Origin of the sequence: Roseateles sp. (assembly GCF_036486225.1) — a bacterium.
Lineage (GTDB): Bacteria > Pseudomonadota > Gammaproteobacteria > Burkholderiales > Burkholderiaceae_C > Roseateles.
In genome coordinates this window covers 1-14,351 of the sequence record NZ_DASVNZ010000327.1, presented here as the reverse complement: position 1 = coordinate 14,351, position 14,351 = coordinate 1, and the positions used below count along the sequence as shown (strand labels likewise).

At 68.9% G+C, this 14,351-nt stretch carries 16 protein-coding genes; 11 read left to right on the top strand and 5 right to left on the bottom strand.

Annotated features, from left to right (window positions below):
• The 4 genes from VF536_RS21310 to rpoZ all read left to right on the top strand — a co-directional run.
• A partial coding sequence (locus VF536_RS21310) for an OmpA family protein (RefSeq protein WP_331616884.1) occupies positions 1-1,147 on the top strand: 1,147 nt, incomplete at its 5' end.
• Position 1,148: 1 nt separating this feature from the next.
• Complete coding sequence (locus VF536_RS21305; RefSeq protein WP_331616883.1) at positions 1,149-1,775, top strand: HEAT repeat domain-containing protein; 627 nt, start codon at positions 1,149-1,151, stop codon at positions 1,773-1,775.
• Between the two features lie 39 nt (positions 1,776-1,814).
• Complete coding sequence (gene gmk, locus VF536_RS21300) at positions 1,815-2,450, top strand: guanylate kinase (protein ID WP_331616882.1); 636 nt, start codon at positions 1,815-1,817, stop codon at positions 2,448-2,450.
• A gap of 21 nt (positions 2,451-2,471) precedes the next feature.
• The gene (gene rpoZ, locus VF536_RS21295; RefSeq protein WP_058936171.1) at positions 2,472-2,675 is read left to right on the top strand and encodes a DNA-directed RNA polymerase subunit omega; all 204 of its coding nucleotides are present in this window, start codon (positions 2,472-2,474) and stop codon (positions 2,673-2,675) included.
• A 97-nt stretch (positions 2,676-2,772) separates the two neighbouring features.
• On the opposite strand, the gene VF536_RS21290 is transcribed toward rpoZ, so the two are convergent.
• Positions 2,773-4,668 carry an ATP-binding protein gene (locus VF536_RS21290; RefSeq protein WP_331616881.1) on the bottom strand — a complete coding sequence of 632 codons (1,896 nt, stop codon included), beginning with the start codon at positions 4,666-4,668 and terminating at the stop codon, positions 2,773-2,775.
• A gap of 158 nt (positions 4,669-4,826) precedes the next feature.
• Here VF536_RS21290 and VF536_RS21285 point away from each other — a divergent pair, with 158 nt between their 5' ends.
• The 4 genes from VF536_RS21285 to VF536_RS21270 all read left to right on the top strand — a co-directional run bounded on the left by VF536_RS21285 (position 4,827) and on the right by VF536_RS21270 (position 7,138).
• On the top strand, positions 4,827-6,143 hold the full coding sequence (locus VF536_RS21285) for an Nramp family divalent metal transporter (RefSeq protein WP_331616880.1): 1,317 nt from the start codon (positions 4,827-4,829) through the stop codon (positions 6,141-6,143).
• A 94-nt stretch (positions 6,144-6,237) separates the two neighbouring features.
• Positions 6,238-6,450, top strand: coding sequence for a DUF4287 domain-containing protein (locus VF536_RS21280; RefSeq protein WP_331616879.1), 213 nt, complete (start codon positions 6,238-6,240; stop codon positions 6,448-6,450).
• A 183-nt stretch (positions 6,451-6,633) separates the two neighbouring features.
• Positions 6,634-6,906: a type II toxin-antitoxin system HicB family antitoxin gene (locus VF536_RS21275; protein WP_331616878.1), complete on the top strand. Its 273-nt coding sequence runs from the start codon at positions 6,634-6,636 to the stop codon at positions 6,904-6,906.
• Between the two features lie 4 nt (positions 6,907-6,910).
• Complete coding sequence (locus tag VF536_RS21270; RefSeq protein ID WP_331616877.1) at positions 6,911-7,138, top strand: type II toxin-antitoxin system HicA family toxin; 228 nt, start codon at positions 6,911-6,913, stop codon at positions 7,136-7,138.
• Here the strand turns inward: VF536_RS21270 and VF536_RS21265 are convergent.
• The gene (locus tag VF536_RS21265; protein ID WP_331616876.1) at positions 7,135-7,821 is read right to left on the bottom strand and encodes a glutathione S-transferase; all 687 of its coding nucleotides are present in this window, start codon (positions 7,819-7,821) and stop codon (positions 7,135-7,137) included. The genes VF536_RS21270 and VF536_RS21265 overlap by 4 nt on opposite strands.
• A 298-nt stretch (positions 7,822-8,119) precedes the next feature.
• On the opposite strand from VF536_RS21265, the gene VF536_RS21260 reads away from it, so the two are divergent.
• Complete coding sequence (locus VF536_RS21260) at positions 8,120-8,983, top strand: hypothetical protein (protein WP_331616875.1); 864 nt, start codon at positions 8,120-8,122, stop codon at positions 8,981-8,983.
• On the opposite strand, the gene VF536_RS21255 is transcribed toward VF536_RS21260, so the two are convergent.
• Entirely contained in the window at positions 8,944-9,348 is a 405-nt protein-coding gene (locus VF536_RS21255; protein ID WP_331616874.1) for a DUF7079 family protein, read from the bottom strand. The two genes, VF536_RS21260 and VF536_RS21255, sit on opposite strands and share 40 nt — an antisense overlap.
• A gap of 303 nt (positions 9,349-9,651) precedes the next feature.
• Here VF536_RS21255 and VF536_RS21250 point away from each other — a divergent pair, with 303 nt between their 5' ends.
• Both VF536_RS21250 and VF536_RS21245 read left to right on the top strand, forming a co-directional pair.
• Positions 9,652-10,254 (top strand): 2-hydroxychromene-2-carboxylate isomerase, encoded by a 603-nt coding sequence (locus tag VF536_RS21250; protein ID WP_331616873.1) that lies wholly within the window; start codon positions 9,652-9,654, stop codon positions 10,252-10,254.
• Between the two features lie 163 nt (positions 10,255-10,417).
• Positions 10,418-10,669, top strand: coding sequence for a hypothetical protein (locus VF536_RS21245; RefSeq protein ID WP_331616872.1), 252 nt, complete (start codon positions 10,418-10,420; stop codon positions 10,667-10,669).
• 91 nt (positions 10,670-10,760) lie between these two features.
• Here the strand turns inward: VF536_RS21245 and VF536_RS21240 are convergent, their stop codons facing one another.
• Complete coding sequence (locus VF536_RS21240; RefSeq protein ID WP_331616871.1) at positions 10,761-11,567, bottom strand: hypothetical protein; 807 nt, start codon at positions 11,565-11,567, stop codon at positions 10,761-10,763.
• A 220-nt stretch (positions 11,568-11,787) separates the two neighbouring features.
• Positions 11,788-14,202, bottom strand: coding sequence for a protein kinase domain-containing protein (locus tag VF536_RS21235; protein WP_331616870.1), 2,415 nt, complete (start codon positions 14,200-14,202; stop codon positions 11,788-11,790).
• Positions 14,203-14,351: the final 149 nt, after the last annotated feature.

Genomic DNA, 14,351 nt, shown 5'->3' with positions numbered 1-14,351 from the left:
TGGTCCGCCGATGATCCAGCGCGACCTGATGCAGAGCATGCCCGTGCCGCTGGGCGGCTTCGAGATCGGCATGGCGGCCTCCAACGGCACGGCCAACACGCCGCCCACCTTCAGCGGCCTGAGCGGCACCATCCGCTTCATCCCGGACGTGGACGCGCCCAACTCGAACCAGATCGCGCTGGTGCAGATCGTGCGTCTCACCGACCTCGGCGGCACCGACGTGAATCCGCAGTCGATGCCCGCCCCGCAGGCGCCGCGCGGCGCGCTCGGCGACCCCGGCGTGCGCACCGAGGAGGACAGCACCCGCGGCATCGAGGGCGGCTTCTTCACCGACGTGCTGCACAAGCCGCTGGCGGCCGGCGCCCCGGCGACGCCGCCCGGCACCCCGCTCTCGCCGAACTATCCGTTCAGCCCCTCCCCGACCGGCGGCGGCACGGGTCCGCAGACGCCGGGCTTCAAGCGATCGAGCGATCCGGCGGACATCCGTTCCGCCTCGCTCTTCGACGCGCCGGGCGCCTCCGGCACCGGCGCGAATTTCGATTTCAGCTTCGAGACCGTGGCCCGCAGCGAGGACACCGGCGTCGTCTATGGCGCGCTGAGCTGGGGCTTCCGCCTGAACGCCGGCGTCGTCGAGGGTGAGTTCGCCAGCGCGGTCGGCGGCCAGTCGGCCACCTTCGACGAGGCGCTGGAGCGCCACCGCGACTTCTACGTGCACGAGCCCGTCAGCTTCTACTTCGAGTTCGACAGCGACGTGCTGTCCGCGACCGAAGCCGCCAAGATCGACGAGTTCCTCGCCTACATGACCCGCAACCCGACGGTGAACGTCGGGCTGGAGGGCTTCGCCGACCAGGTCGGCGGCGCGAGCGCGTACAACACCCAGTTGTCCGGGCGGCGCGGGGCCTCGGTCCAGGCGGCGCTGCTGGCGCGAGGGATCGCCGCGGGGCGCATCACCGGGCCCGTTGTCCGGCGCGGCGCGTCCACGGCGGCGACCGCCGACGCCGGCACCGGCGACCAGGGCGGCAACGCGGCCGTGGGCGCCGACCAGTCGCGCGACGCGAACCGGCAGATGAACCGGCGCGTGCTGCTCACCTTCACCGACACCGCACCGCCGGCGGCCACGCCCGCCCCGGCGCCCGCAGGACCCTGACATGACGACATCGAAGCCATCGCAGCCATCACCCGCGCCGGAGGACCTCGTCGCGCAACTGGGCACCGCCGCCCCCAACGATCGGGCCAAGGCGCTGGCGGCGCTCGTGATGCGGGGCGCGGCATCGACGCCGGCGCTCCTGGCCGCGCTGCCGGGGGCGACGGCACCGATGCGTGCGCAGATCGCCCAGGCGTTGGCCGAGATCGCCGACCCGGCGACGGCCGACACGCTGGCGCTCCTGCTGGGGGAGGCGGACCCGCTGGTGCGGGGGCGCGGCGCCGAGGGCCTCGCGCGGCTCGACGACCCGCGCGCGCTGGACGCGCTGGCGCGCACGCTGGACGATCTGCCGGATGTCCTGCACTGGCCCTATACCGTGTCGGCGTCCCTCTTGATCGAGCGCGGCACGGCGGCGCTCCCGACGGTGGCGACGCTGCTCGGCGCGCCCGATCCGATCACGCGGACGCGGGCGTTCCAGGTCTTGCGCGACGTGCTGCTGCAGGAACGCGGCGAGGCCGCCTGGCAGGCGCTCGTCGCCCGGCTGGGCGCGCTGGACCCGTACGGCGCCGATCCCGGCAACCTGGCGGTGACGGCCCGCTGGCAGGCCTGGCTGGCCGCCGGAGGCCCCTGAAGAGCGCGGAAGCCCACATAAGCCCCCTAAAATCTGGGGATGGAATATCCGGGCAATCTCTTCGTCGTCGCCGCGCCGAGCGGCGCGGGCAAATCCAGCCTCGTGAAGGCGCTGCTGGAACTGGACGCCAAGCTGAGCGTCTCCGTCTCCCACACCTCCCGCGATCCGCGCGGCCAGGAGCAGCACGGACGCGAATACCTGTTCGTCTCGGTGGAGGAGTTCCGCGGGATGATCGATCGCGGCGAGTTCTTCGAATGGGCCAAGGTCCACGACAACCTGTACGGCACCTCGCGCGCCGCGATCGAGGCCCGGCTGGCGCACGGCGACGACGTCGTGCTGGAGATCGATTACCAGGGGGCGCTGCAGATCAAGCAGCTGTTCCCGCACGCGGTGCTGATCTTCATCCTGCCGCCGAGCTGGGATGAGCTGAAGCAGCGCCTGATCCGCCGCGGCGACACGGCCGACGACGTGATCGCCAAGCGGATGAAGACCGCTCGCGAAGAGGTCGCGCAGGCCAAACACTTCGATTTCGTGGTCATCAATGCCGTGTTCGAGACCGCAATTTTCGACCTGAAATCGATTGTCCAGGCGCAGCGGCTAAAATACGCGACCCAGCGCCGCAACCGGTCGACCGTCTTCCGCGCACTCGACCTCATTGCCGACGTTACCGAATAACCCCGACTCTCAGGAACCAGCATGGCCCGCATCACTGTCGAAGACTGCCTGACCAAGATCCCGAACCGTTTCCAGCTGGTGCTTGCCGCGACCTACCGCGCCCGCATGCTGAGCCAAGGCCATGCGCCCAAGCTGGAGTCGAAGAACAAGCCCGGCGTGACCGCGCTGCGCGAAGTCGCCAACGGCGACGTCGGCGTGGAAATGCTGCGCCGCGTGCCGGTCTGATCGCAGGCTGAACGGCGGCGCCCACCCGGCACCGCCCTCACCCAGGCAACGCCCCGCTCCGCGGGGCGTTGTCGTTTCTGGCGCCTACTTCCGGCAGCTACTTCCGGCGCCAGAACTCGGCATCGATCACGACCTCGTTGCCGCTCTTCTCGTTGATGATCCAGAAGCGCGAGCCGTCCGGCGCGATGCGATCGACTTCGCCGACAAGCCGGCCTGCCGCCACGCGCAGCCCGCGCGTGTTGAACGGGAAGTCCGGCGCCCTCGCCAGCGTCGGCAGCGGCACCGCCTCGCGCGGATCGCCCGCCAGGCGCATGCGGTGCACGATGGGCGCGAGCACCTCGTTGGTGAGGTCCGCCGACGAGAGGCAGATCACGACCTTGGCCTGCGCGCGGCTCAGCGCGACGTTGAGCAGCCGGCGCGCTTCCTCCGTCTTCAGGAAGGGCTGCGTGCCGTCGGCCGGGTCGAAGAACACCACCGGGGCCTCGCTGCCCTGCGCGCGGTGGACGGTGCTGACCTTCACCCCGTCGTCGACGCCGAGCGCGTCCAGCCGCTGCCGGATCAGCGCCCGCTGCGCGCGGAAGGGCGTCAGCACGATGAACTCGTGCGGCGCCCAGTCGCCGCTCGCCAGCGCCTGCGCGATCAAGTTCGCGATCGCGTCGGCGGACTCGCGCCGGATCGGGCCGCGGTCCTTCGCGGACCAGAAGCCCTCGCGCGTGATGCGATGTACCTTCACGTGGACGTCCGCCGGGATGTCGCCGAGCGCGCGGGCGCGCGCCCGCTGCCAGTCCTCCGAGGCGAGTGCATCCGCCGCAACGCGCAGCGCGCCGTCGTAGAAGAGGTCGCTGACGAGCGCGCCAATCGGCGCGGCCATGCGGGACTGTTCGTCGAGCATCGCCACCGCCACGCCGTCCTGCCCGGCCCGGGGCATCGCCGCGAACGGCGAGCGCCCCAGCCACTGGCGCGCGAGGCGGTCCTCGCTGCGCAGCACCGGCGAGAGCTGCTGCGGATCGCCGGCGAAGAGCCGCGCGCGGCCCAGCGGCATCAGCGCCAGCGCGTGGGCCAGGCTGACCTGGCTGGCTTCGTCGAAGACGACGAGGTCGAACGGCGGCTCGCCATCCGGAGAGAGCTCACGCAGTGTCTTCAGCGTGAAGGCGGCGCGGGTGGTCGTCATCGTGGCGAGCCGGCATTGCGACAGCACCTGCGGCGACGGCGTGCCCGAAGACGGGATCAGGTGCCCGCGACCCGCGTAGGCCTCGGCATCGAAGCGCGAGCCGAGGCGCTGGACCGCGGATCTGAGGTGCTCGCGCCGTCCCTTCTGCAGCGCCTTGTCGACGGCGATCGTCGCGAGGTCGACGGCGTGGTTGGTCGTCGAGAGCAGCAGCACGCGCGCCGCCGGCCGGCGGTCGAGGTACTCGGCGAGCAGCACGCCGAGCGTCGTCGTCTTGCCGGTGCCTGGCGGTCCCCACAGGAAGGCGTCGTGGAAACCGACGAGCTTCAAGGCCTCGCGCTGCGCCGGCCGCAGCCAGCGGAACGGCGAACCGTCGAGCGTCGTCGCATCGGCCCTCGGTCTCGGCGTCGAGGGGCCCGGCCAGCAGCCGGCGGCGCGATGCGCCCAGGTGTCGTCGCGCCAGGCATCGGCGACCGCATTCAGGAAACGCGGCGGATAGAGGCGCAACAGGTGACCCTCGCCGGGCGGCGGGGCGCTCGCGTTCTGGAGCACGAGCTGGTCGTCCTCGACGACGACGGCGCGCACGCTCGCCGCGCCCTTGACCGGCGCGCCCCACCAGGCGGACGCCCCTTCGAGCCGCTCGTCGAGCAGCGTGTGCGCCGACGCCTGCCCGGGTCGCTGGCCTTCGGCGTAGACGTAGTCGGGTGCTAGCGTCACGCGCCAGAGTGCGCCGTCCGCCGTGCTGCGCAGCACGCGGAAATCGTAGAACTCGGGCGTCGCGGCCAGCTCGGCAGCTATCGCCGCGCGGATGTCGGCCAGGGGCATGAATCGCGACGGAACAGGACGGGAAATCGGAGGACGGCGAAGGAGGCGGGACTATAGCGGCCGGCGCTGATACGCGGCATCGGCGCGCCTGGGCCTCGATGGACGGCCATTGGCGTGCGGCCACGCCGCCATCGCCGACTCCGAAGAGAATGCGCCCCATGCTCGGCCTGCCCACCACCGCCACCGCCCCGTTCTGCCCGTCGGAAGTCCACGGCTCGATCGACCTGCGCGAGGGCGCGCCGCTGTGGAAGCGGCTGCTGCGCGTGGCGGGACCGGGGCTGCTGGTGTCGGTCGGCTACATGGACCCGGGCAACTGGGCCACGGACATCGAGGCCGGCTCGCGCTTCGGCCACGCCTTGCTGTGGGTGGTACTGGCCTCCAGCCTGGCGGCGATGCTGCTGCAGACCCTATCGCTGCGGCTGGGGCTGGTGTCGGGTCTGGACCTGGCGCAGGCCTGCCGCGAGCGCTACCGGCCCGCGGTGCGGCTGCCGCTGTGGGTGATGGCCGAGCTCGCGATCGTCGCCTGCGACGTGGCCGAGGTGCTGGGCACGGCGCTGGCGCTGCACCTGCTGTTCGGGATGTCGCTGCTGGCGGGCGTCGGCATCGCCGCGCTGGACACGGTGATCGTGCTCGGGCTGAAGGGCCGGGGCTTCCGCCAGGTGGAGGCCATCATCCTCGGCCTGGTGATGACGATCGGCGTCTGCTACGCGGTGCAGCTGTTCCTGATCGGGCCGGACTGGGCGGCGGTGGCGAAGGGCTTCGTGCCCAACGGCGTCGCGGTGCAGGACCCGAAGGCGCTGCTGCTGGCCATCGGCATCCTGGGCGCGACGGTCATGCCGCACAACCTCTACCTGCACTCGTCGATCGTGCAGACGCGACGCGTGGGCAGCACCGCGTCGGCCAAGCGCGACGCGATCAAGCTGTCGACCATCGACACGCTGGTGTCGCTGAAGCTGGCCTTGATGGTGAACGCCGCGATCCTGATCCTGGCGGCGACGGCCTTCCACGCGCACGGGCACACGGAGGTGACGGAGATCCAGGACGCGTACCACCTGCTGGATCCGCTGGTGGGCGGCTCCATCGCGTCCATCCTGTTCGGCGTGGCGCTGCTGGCGGCGGGCCAGAGCTCGACCTTCACCGGCACGATCGCGGGTCAGGTCTTGATGGAGGGTTTCCTGCGACTGAAGATCCCGTGCTGGCAGCGCCGGCTGGCGACGCGTTTCCTGGCGTTGGTGCCGGCCTTCCTCGGGCTGCTGTGGTTCGGCGAGAAGGCGGTCGGGCAGTTGCTGGTCGCGAGCCAGGTGGTGCTGAGCCTGCAGCTGCCCTTCGCCATGTGGCCGCTGATCCGACTGACGGGCGACCGCGCGGTGATGGGCGAATTCGCCAACGGGCCGGTGGTGAGGCTGCTGAGCTGGGGGCTGTTCGTGCTGGTGACCGGGGCGAACGCGGCCTTGCTGTGGTCGCTGGTCAGTTGACGGGGAAGACCGTGTCGAAAACGGCGCGGATCGATCGTCGTGAGGATGAGGTCAGGCACTGACCCGACGATCACCATCCATCAAGGAGCGATTCATGACCACCGAAGAGAAAGTCAAAGGACCCGCGTCGTACTTCCCGTCCATCGAGAAGAAGTACGGCCAGCCCGTCGCTCACTGGATGGGCGTGCTGAAGAAGGCGGGGCCGATGAAGCACATGGAACTGGTCGCGCTGCTGAAGACGGAACACGAGATGGGCCACGGGCATGCCAATGCGCTGGTGGCGGTGTTTCTGGCGAAGCAGAAGTAGCAGATCCGGCGAGCACCAAAGACGACAGTGAACGGCTTTGTCCGTTCCTCGCATCAGAACTCGACGTTCGTTGGCGCGCATTTGACGAAAACGAAGTCCGCTTCAGAAACAGGCGGCCCGTCGAAATCGAAAGCGCCGCCCGTTCCTAGACTGCTTGCATTACTTCAGCAGTCCGGAGGCGTCATGCTTCAAGTTCCTTCCTTGCGTCAGCATCACCTGCCCGTCGTGCGCGGCGCTATGCTCCCGCGCATGATCTTCAATGCCCTGATCGAGCGCGAGCCTGACAGCGACATCCTGGTCGGTAGCGTGCCCGAGGTTCGCAGCGCCTACACGCAAGGCGCAACAGTCGCCGAGGTCCTCGAGAACCTGACCGAGGTGCTGCAGATGCTCGCCGAAGAAGGCATGGTAAACATCGAGGGCGGCATCGCGTTCAATACCACGTTCCGCACGGAGTAAGGCCATGGGCGCCGGCTTGCCGGTGCTCAGTGCCAGGGAGGTCGAGCGGATCCTGCTCGCGCTTGGATTCGTGCGACGCTCCGGCAAGGGAGCACATCGCTTCTTCCGTCATGCGGACGGCAGGACCACCACGGTGCCCTTTCATGCCGGCCGCGACATCCGCTCGTGCCTGTTGCACAAGATCTGCGCGGACATCGGTCTCTCGATCTCCGACTTCATCGGTTCGCGTTAGCCGGGCTGTTTGCCAGCCGCGAGCGCATAGGGCCCGCCGCGCTCCAGCGCCCGCTGGTAGGCGGGCCGCGCGTGGATGCGCTGCAGGAACTCGGTGATGCGCGGCTGGCGAGCCGCGGCGCCGCCGCGTTGCACGGCGGCTTCAAGCGGGAAGCTCATCTGCACGTCCGCGGCGCTGAACGCCTGCCCGGCGAACCAGGGGCTCTTGCCAAGCTCGCCTTCCAGGTAGTTCATGTGGTTGTCGATCTGCGGCTGCACGAAGGTCGCCTTGGCCTTCGCGGCGATGCCCTTGGCGATCGGTTTCACGAAGAACGGAACGGGCGCGCGCTCGATGCGGTCGAAGACCAGCTTGAGCAGCAGCGGCGGCATGGCCGAGCCCTCGGCGTAGTGCATCCAGTAGCGGTAGCGCAGCGCGTCCGGCGTGCCGACCGCGGGCTTGAAGCGGCCCTCGCCGTAACGGTCGACGAGGTATTCCAGGATCGCGCCGGATTCGGCGATCACCAGCCCGTAGTCGCTGATCACCGGCGACTTGCCGAGCGGGTGGACGGCGCGCAGCTCAGGCGGCGCGAGCATCGTCTTCGGGTCGCGCTGGTAGTGCTTGATTTCGTACGGCAGCCCGAGTTCTTCAAGTAGCCACAGGACCCGCTGCGAGCGGGAGTTGTTGAGGTGGTGGACGGTGAGCATCGGGGGAGTCTATGCGGTGAGAAGGCCTCAACGCGCCAGAGTTCTCTTGCTCGAGGCGCATCCAGCAGGCGCATGACCGGCGTGGCGAAGGTGCCGGCGTCTAGGCGACGGCCGATTGGCGCATCGTCGCCCTGGATACCGACGGCACGCGGACTGCCGGACGCCATCACACGGCGGGTCCGCTGTTCACGCTTCTTCGGCATCCTTGCCCGTAGTCGGTCGTCGACGCCGCACGGTGGCAGGAGCGCGAGCAGCCAAAATCGGCTTGACAGCACGTTTAACCCTCGGGGCAGGCGCGATGAAAGAGATCGAAGGTTTTCTCTATCTGGACATTGACGACGTCGCCGTCGCTTGGAACGCGTACCGCGCGGTACTTCCCAGCACTCACCATGCCGCGCGCGGTGATGGCCAAGTCCTCTCGATGAATATTGCTCGTCTGTTCGTTGAGCAACACGCGGAGAGACTGCAATTCGAGTTGGAACTGGAAGAGGTCCGTAGACAGCGATTTCCCGATCAAGTGTCGCGTCTGACCGGCATGTTCGTCTTCGACGAAGCCGAAAGCGCACTGGCGGCTGCGGCTCACGAAGGCTGGGGCGGGCATGTCCGATCCGCCAATCTCACTGACGTCGGAATCGCAGCCTCCGCCACCACTCGCGTTGACTCCAACTGGATTCTTTGGATGCTAGATCTACGCTCCACGCAAGCTCGATCATGGCGCTCAGGCATCGACGAGTACTGGCGTGGCGCACGCTGTCCACATCACGAATCGCCGATCTGGGAATTGCTCGTACACGGGTTAGTCACCATCTGGGGAACAGATCTCCGGCGTCGAGCCTATGACCTTGTTCGAAATCGCTTTCCTGATGCCACCATGCTGTTGGAGCTATCTCGTCTAGCTGCTCAATTCGGCTTCAATCTTGGCCATGTCAGCGCACGGATTACTCGAGAGCCCGGTGAGCCCCGAGGCCTGATCTCTTTCCAGATGGACATGCGAGACGCGTCGCGCCCAGAGTTCCTGTCGCGACTGTACGAATACACCTGCCGCCCGGATGCGGTCGTCAATCACCAGGACCTCGCGATGAGAGGCGGAGGATTTCGTGTCCCCGACTTCACGTCGAAGACCTATAGCTTTGATTGGCGCGAAGCGTCCGGACTCGATTGAATCAGGGCTAGCACCTGTCTCCACTGCTGGGACGTGTCGGAGGTCCAGCGTCGAACCAGCAACCGATGCCAGAAGTTCAGATTCGATGCCTTGATGCGATGTTGATTGATCGCGGTCGTCAATGATCTTTCATCAAACCCGCTCCAAGCGCCTCCCGGCAGCGCGCGCAGGTTCCGCCAGCAAGCTGGCGCAACTTCGGTTTCGTAGATCCACTGCAGTTCCTCGACGGGCAACCCTGTCGCCGTCAGTTCACGCGCAATCGACTTCAGATCAAGCTCATCCAGTTCCGTATCCAGGAACAACTGCGAGATCGCCAGCCGCGCGGAGCGATGGGCCTGGTCGTCGATGAAACGCATCTCGCTCATTCGCCCAGCCAGTTCACGACGTCGCGTTGGTCAAGCACCTGATCGGCCGCCGCGCTCGCCGCAATCGCGCCAACGATGAACCACGACCTGAGGATTGCTGATCTGGCACAGCGGGCCTGGCGTTCTCGCGCTCATCGCCTCTCCCGGAAAGTCCCGCTCGATGATAGCCATCGTGCTCCTGCAGCGACGCCCGCTTCCGAACTCAGGTGACCATGGTCACCCCCCCGTCACCCATCCGGCGGATGCGTCACGAGCCCGCCTGACGCACCCTCCTACAATCCGCGCGCCTTGTCAGGAGCCCGCATGCCCGCACCGATCGACTTCTATTTCGACTTCGCCTCGCCGTACGGCTACATCGCCGCGCAGAGCATCGACGAGCTCGCGGCCAAGTACGGCCGCACCGTCAACTGGCATGCCATCGTGCTGGACGCCAACTTCCAGTCGCTGGAGCGCATCCGCGTGCCCAACAGCGTCATGCGCAGCGACTACGTCCGCCGCGACGTCACCCGCCTGGCCGCGTTCATGAAGGTGCCCTACAACACGCCGTCCTCGCTGGGCCTGCACACCGAAATGGCCGCGCGGCTGTTCCACTGGTTCAACGACCGCGATCCCGAACAGGGCCGCAAGTTCGCCCAGGCCGTCTACAAGGCCTACTTCGTCGACGACCGCAACATCGCCCAGGCCGAGGTGCTGCAGGACCTCTGCGCCACCCAGCACGTCTCGCCCGACCAGCTCCAGGCGATCGCCAACGACACGGCCGCGCGCGCCCGCCTCAAGGCCGAGATCGACCTGGCCGAAGCCCGCGGCGTGTTCGGCTCGCCGTTCTTCATCGTCGAGGGCGAACGCTTCTGGGGCAACGACCGCCTGCCGCAACTCGAACACTGGCTGGCGAACGGCCCGTATTGATCGGGCCTCGGCCCGGCCGGGACGGTCGGGCCCGCCGGGCCGCGCCGGTCCGGCTCACCGGCCGTTACTCCTTGTCGGCCGGGTAATGTCCGGCGCGACCGGTCATCGGCGACCTCCAGGAACGCGTTGTTGACGCATGTTGTCCCCTTCCTGGAGGTCCCACATGCGAACGCTTCGTCCCCTGCTGCTCGCGCTCATCGCGGCTCCGCTGGTCGCGACATTGACCGGCTGCGTCGTGGTCCCCGCCCATCGTTATCACGGCTATGACCGCGGCTACGGCGACGGTGGCGGCTACGGCGCCGGCTATTCCGACGGCGGCCCGGTCGTCACCGGCACCATCTGGATCGACGGCTACTGGGACAGCCGCGGCGGCGGTCGCCGCTGGATCCCGGGCCATTACGGTCCGCGCCGCTGAGCCCTGGAAACGACGACGCCGGCACGAGGCCGGCGTCCTGCGCTGCACGGGACCGGGCGCACCAAGGCGTTCCGGCCCTGCCGCAAGGCGATCAGTGCATCGTGCAGAGGAAGGTGCCCACGCCGCGGTAGTCCGTGCCGTTCACCTTGGTCTGGTGACCGAGGACGATGCGCAGCTTGTTCGACGCGCCGCCGTCGACCACCGTGATCTGCGCGCCGGTCTCGTTGTTGAGGTAGCGGTTGCTCACGAGGATGGTGGCCGGCGTGGTCACGAGGCCGCTCAGCGACTGCTTGACCGAGTCGATGCCCGCATCCGTCTGGATCTCGGCCGTGACCGAGGCGCCCAGGTTGGACACGTTGAGCGTCGCCGTGCCGATGGTCCGGCCGAAGGAGATCACCGCGGTGCTGTTGATCTTGGTCGGCGTCGTGAAGACGCCCGCCTCGCAAGCGTAGGTGCCGTTCGCGCCGAAGCTGGCCAACTGGTTGTACACGACGTAGTGGTACGCGTTGCCGTCCGACAGCGTGTCGGTGCGGGTCGGCGTGGTGACCGTGCCGCGACCCCAGCGGCCCATCGCGAAACTGGCGTCGCCGGCCACGTCGGCCGGGTTGCTGCCCGTCATCGCGTAGCTGCCGATGGTGACCATGCCCCCCGCCGCCTGCTGCGACAAGGTGTCCACCACACCGTTGAACTGCAGGCCGGCGGCCATCACGAACGCGCGAGGACGCGCGCCCTTCACGAACGCGGCCGGCGGCGTCGTGCTGGTCGTGGCGCCGCCACCGCCGGTGTTGCTGCCCTGGTTCGTGTTGACCGTGGCGTCGTCGCTGCCGCCACCGCCGCAAGCGGTCAGCGCCGCGACCAATGGGAGCGCCCACACGCCCTTCAAGACTTCAAACTTCATCTTTGTTTCCCTGGATTGCAAACTTCTGTTGCCGAATGTGTCTGCTCGGCGGGGCCGGAGTCTGAGGGCCGTCCCGACGCGCCGGTCGGCACTTTTTGGCGATCCAGGGAATCACCACCCGAATTGGGCGATCAACGCCCATTCGGGCGAATTCTGGGCAAGCGGTGTGGCCTGTCGTTCTCGCCCTCCCGGGTGGGGGACTTGACGGCGCCGGTGCGGCTCAGCTCGCCTGCTTGAAGGCCATCACGGCCTGGTTGCGCAGCGTGCGCAGCAGCGACAGCTGCTTCTCGTCGAGCACGACGCTGCCCGGCTGCGCCTTGTCCGCGTAGATCATCGCGAACGGCGCGCCGCGCAGCGCCATCGGCAGGATCAGGAAGCTGTGCGCCTTGGCGCCGCTGAGGAACCACGGCGGCAGCCGCTCCGCGATCTTGGGCTGCGACGCGTCGGCGATCAGCGTGTCCACGCCCTTGGTGCAGATCGCCGTGAAGAGGTCCGCCGGCAGCCCCGGCATCACCCGCAAGGGCACGCGGAACAGCGGCACCACCGCCTCCACGCCGTCGCCCAGGCCGAAGCGGCCGGTGAGCGTCTCGGTCTTCGGGTCGCGCAGGCAGAAGATCACCCGGCGGAAACCCAGCCCGCGGTACATGGTCTCCAGGATCATCCGCAGGATCTCGTTGAGCTTGAAGCTCTCGACCATCGCGTTGGTGATGTCCTGGATGCCCGCGGCCAGCGTCGCCGCCGCCTGCTCGGGCGGGATCACGCCGGCCGGCGCCTGCCCGTCCACCATCGTGGCCTGCAGCTGGTGCGGCGACAGCGTGTCTTCCGCCGACGGCGTCAGCGGCGCCAGCAGGCGCTGCGCCGGCGAGTTCTTCGTCAGCTTGATGTCCATCGCCTGCGCCAGCTGCGTCAGCCGCTGGCGCGCCTGGTCCGCCGCCGCCTCGAAGGCCTTGGCCTCGACGCCCAGCGCGCGCGCGTAACGCTGCGCCATCGCCCGCACCTTGGCATGCGCCTCGGCCGGATCGCTGTTCAGGATGACGTCCGCGACGTCGTTGCTCGCGCGGCCCAGCCAGCGCATCCGGTCGGTGGAATGCTCCACCAGCCGCGCCGGCGCGTCGCCGTCGGGCCGCTGCATGCTGCGCTGCAGGCTGTCCGGGAAGCCCCACTGCCGGGCCACGCCCAGGCCCAGGCTCTCGTAGCTCAGCCCCAGCACCTGCGCCGACGCGGCGGCCTCGCTCAGCGGCGGCGCCGCCTGTTCGCCCATGCCGCGCTCGGGCCGCACGACGCGGCGCACCTGCTGCGCCTCCTCGGGCAGGTAGAACTCGGCCAGCAGCCGGCCCAGGCCCTGGAACATCGTGGCGAGGAAGGACTCCTCGTTCTCGCGCGGCACCAGGCACAGCTCGCGCGCCAGCGAGCCCGCCATCAGCGAGCGCAGGAACTCTTCCTTCAGGCGCTGCGCGTGGCCCTTGTTCTCCATGCGCTCCAACAGCACCAGCGACAGGGCCAGGTTGCGGATGCCGCCGAAGCCCACCAGCGCCACCGCGCGCGACACCGTGCTGATGTGCCCGCCGCCGGCGTGGCTGAACTGCACCGTGTTGACCAGCCGCAGCAGCTTGTTGGTCAGCGCCACGTCCTTGAGGATCTCGTTGGACAGCGTGGTGAGGCTCTCGTTCTCCGACTGCGTCATCCGCTGGATGCGCGTCACCGAGTCGGCCATCGCCGGGAAGTCGCTGCGGTGCCGCATGCGGCGCAGCAGGAACTCCAGCGTGGCGTTGCCGCCCTCGCCCGCCTCGGGCGCCTCGCTGGCCGGATGCAGCCAGGCGGCCAGCGCGTCGTGGAAGGCCTTGGCATCGGCCCAGCGCTGCGACGACTCGCGGGACAGCCCGCGCAGCAGCACGGCGCGCAGCGCGTCGTCGCTGTCGGGGCCGAGATCGGCCGGCGGATCCAGCGTCTGCTCCATCGCGCGGCGCACCGCGCGCCACGGGTCGGCGTCGTAGTTCAGGCGCTGGCCGGACAGCATCTCGCTGAGCATCACCGCGGCGGCGAAGACGTCCATCACCGGCGAGGCGGCGTCGCCCCTGGCGGCCTCCGGCGAGATATAGCCCGGCGTGCCGACGATGCGGTTGGGGCGGGCGGCCGCATTCGCCGCACCGGTCGCCCCCTGCTGGATGCGTCCCGCGATGCCGAAGTCCATCACCTTGGGCCGTCCTGTCGAATCGAGCAGGATGTTGGACGGCTTCAGGTCGCGGTGCACGACACCCGCCTGATGCGCCGCGTGCAATCCGTCGAGGATGCCCAGCATCAGCGCGACCGCCTCGCGCGCCGGCAGCCGGCCGCGCTGGCGCAGCCGCTCGGTCAGCGTGCCGCCGGGCACGTACTCGAAGACCATGTAGGCCTGGCCGGCCTCGATGTCGGCCTCGAAGACCGGCACGATGTTGGGATGCGTCAGCCGGCTGACCGCGCGCGCCTCATGCAGCCAGGCGTCCACGCTCGCGCGGTCGACCGCCTGGGTCAGCACCTTCAGGGCAACCTCGCGGTCCAGCCGAGGATCGTGCGCGAGCCATACCACCGCCTGGGCACCCTGCCCAAGACTGCGCAGCGGCTTGAATCGCCCGACGGCGGGCGGCATGGCGGTCATGGTCGGTCCTTGCCGGGCTGGGGTGTGCCGGACGGGCGCGTGCCTGCCGACGACCCTGGCTGGGCGGTGCTGTTCGTGTTGTTGGTGGACGTGTTGGTCGCAGTGTTCGTCGCCGGCGCCGGCGCGCCGGACTCGGCGCGCTCGCGCAG

Bases quoted from the DNA above. Each gene is read 5' to 3' on its own strand.
- gmk (WP_331616882.1), top strand. From the start codon at position 1,815: ATGGAATATCCGGGCAATCTCTTCGTCGTCGCCGCGCCGAGCGGCGCG.
- VF536_RS21240 (WP_331616871.1), bottom strand. From the start codon at position 11,567: ATGAAGTTTGAAGTCTTGAAGGGCGTGTGGGCGCTCCCATTGGTCGCG.
- VF536_RS21285 (WP_331616880.1), top strand. From the start codon at position 4,827: ATGCTCGGCCTGCCCACCACCGCCACCGCCCCGTTCTGCCCGTCGGAA.
- VF536_RS21235 (WP_331616870.1), bottom strand. From the start codon at position 14,202: ATGACCGCCATGCCGCCCGCCGTCGGGCGATTCAAGCCGCTGCGCAGT.
- rpoZ (WP_058936171.1), top strand. From the start codon at position 2,472: ATGGCCCGCATCACTGTCGAAGACTGCCTGACCAAGATCCCGAACCGT.
- VF536_RS21275 (WP_331616878.1), top strand. From the start codon at position 6,634: ATGCTTCAAGTTCCTTCCTTGCGTCAGCATCACCTGCCCGTCGTGCGC.
- VF536_RS21305 (WP_331616883.1), top strand. From the start codon at position 1,149: ATGACGACATCGAAGCCATCGCAGCCATCACCCGCGCCGGAGGACCTC.
- VF536_RS21265 (WP_331616876.1), bottom strand. From the start codon at position 7,821: ATGCTCACCGTCCACCACCTCAACAACTCCCGCTCGCAGCGGGTCCTG.
- VF536_RS21245 (WP_331616872.1), top strand. From the start codon at position 10,418: ATGCGAACGCTTCGTCCCCTGCTGCTCGCGCTCATCGCGGCTCCGCTG.
- VF536_RS21260 (WP_331616875.1), top strand. From the start codon at position 8,120: ATGAAAGAGATCGAAGGTTTTCTCTATCTGGACATTGACGACGTCGCC.
- VF536_RS21255 (WP_331616874.1), bottom strand. From the start codon at position 9,348: ATGAGCGAGATGCGTTTCATCGACGACCAGGCCCATCGCTCCGCGCGG.
- VF536_RS21270 (WP_331616877.1), top strand. From the start codon at position 6,911: ATGGGCGCCGGCTTGCCGGTGCTCAGTGCCAGGGAGGTCGAGCGGATC.
- VF536_RS21280 (WP_331616879.1), top strand. From the start codon at position 6,238: ATGACCACCGAAGAGAAAGTCAAAGGACCCGCGTCGTACTTCCCGTCC.
- VF536_RS21250 (WP_331616873.1), top strand. From the start codon at position 9,652: ATGCCCGCACCGATCGACTTCTATTTCGACTTCGCCTCGCCGTACGGC.
- VF536_RS21290 (WP_331616881.1), bottom strand. From the start codon at position 4,668: ATGCCCCTGGCCGACATCCGCGCGGCGATAGCTGCCGAGCTGGCCGCG.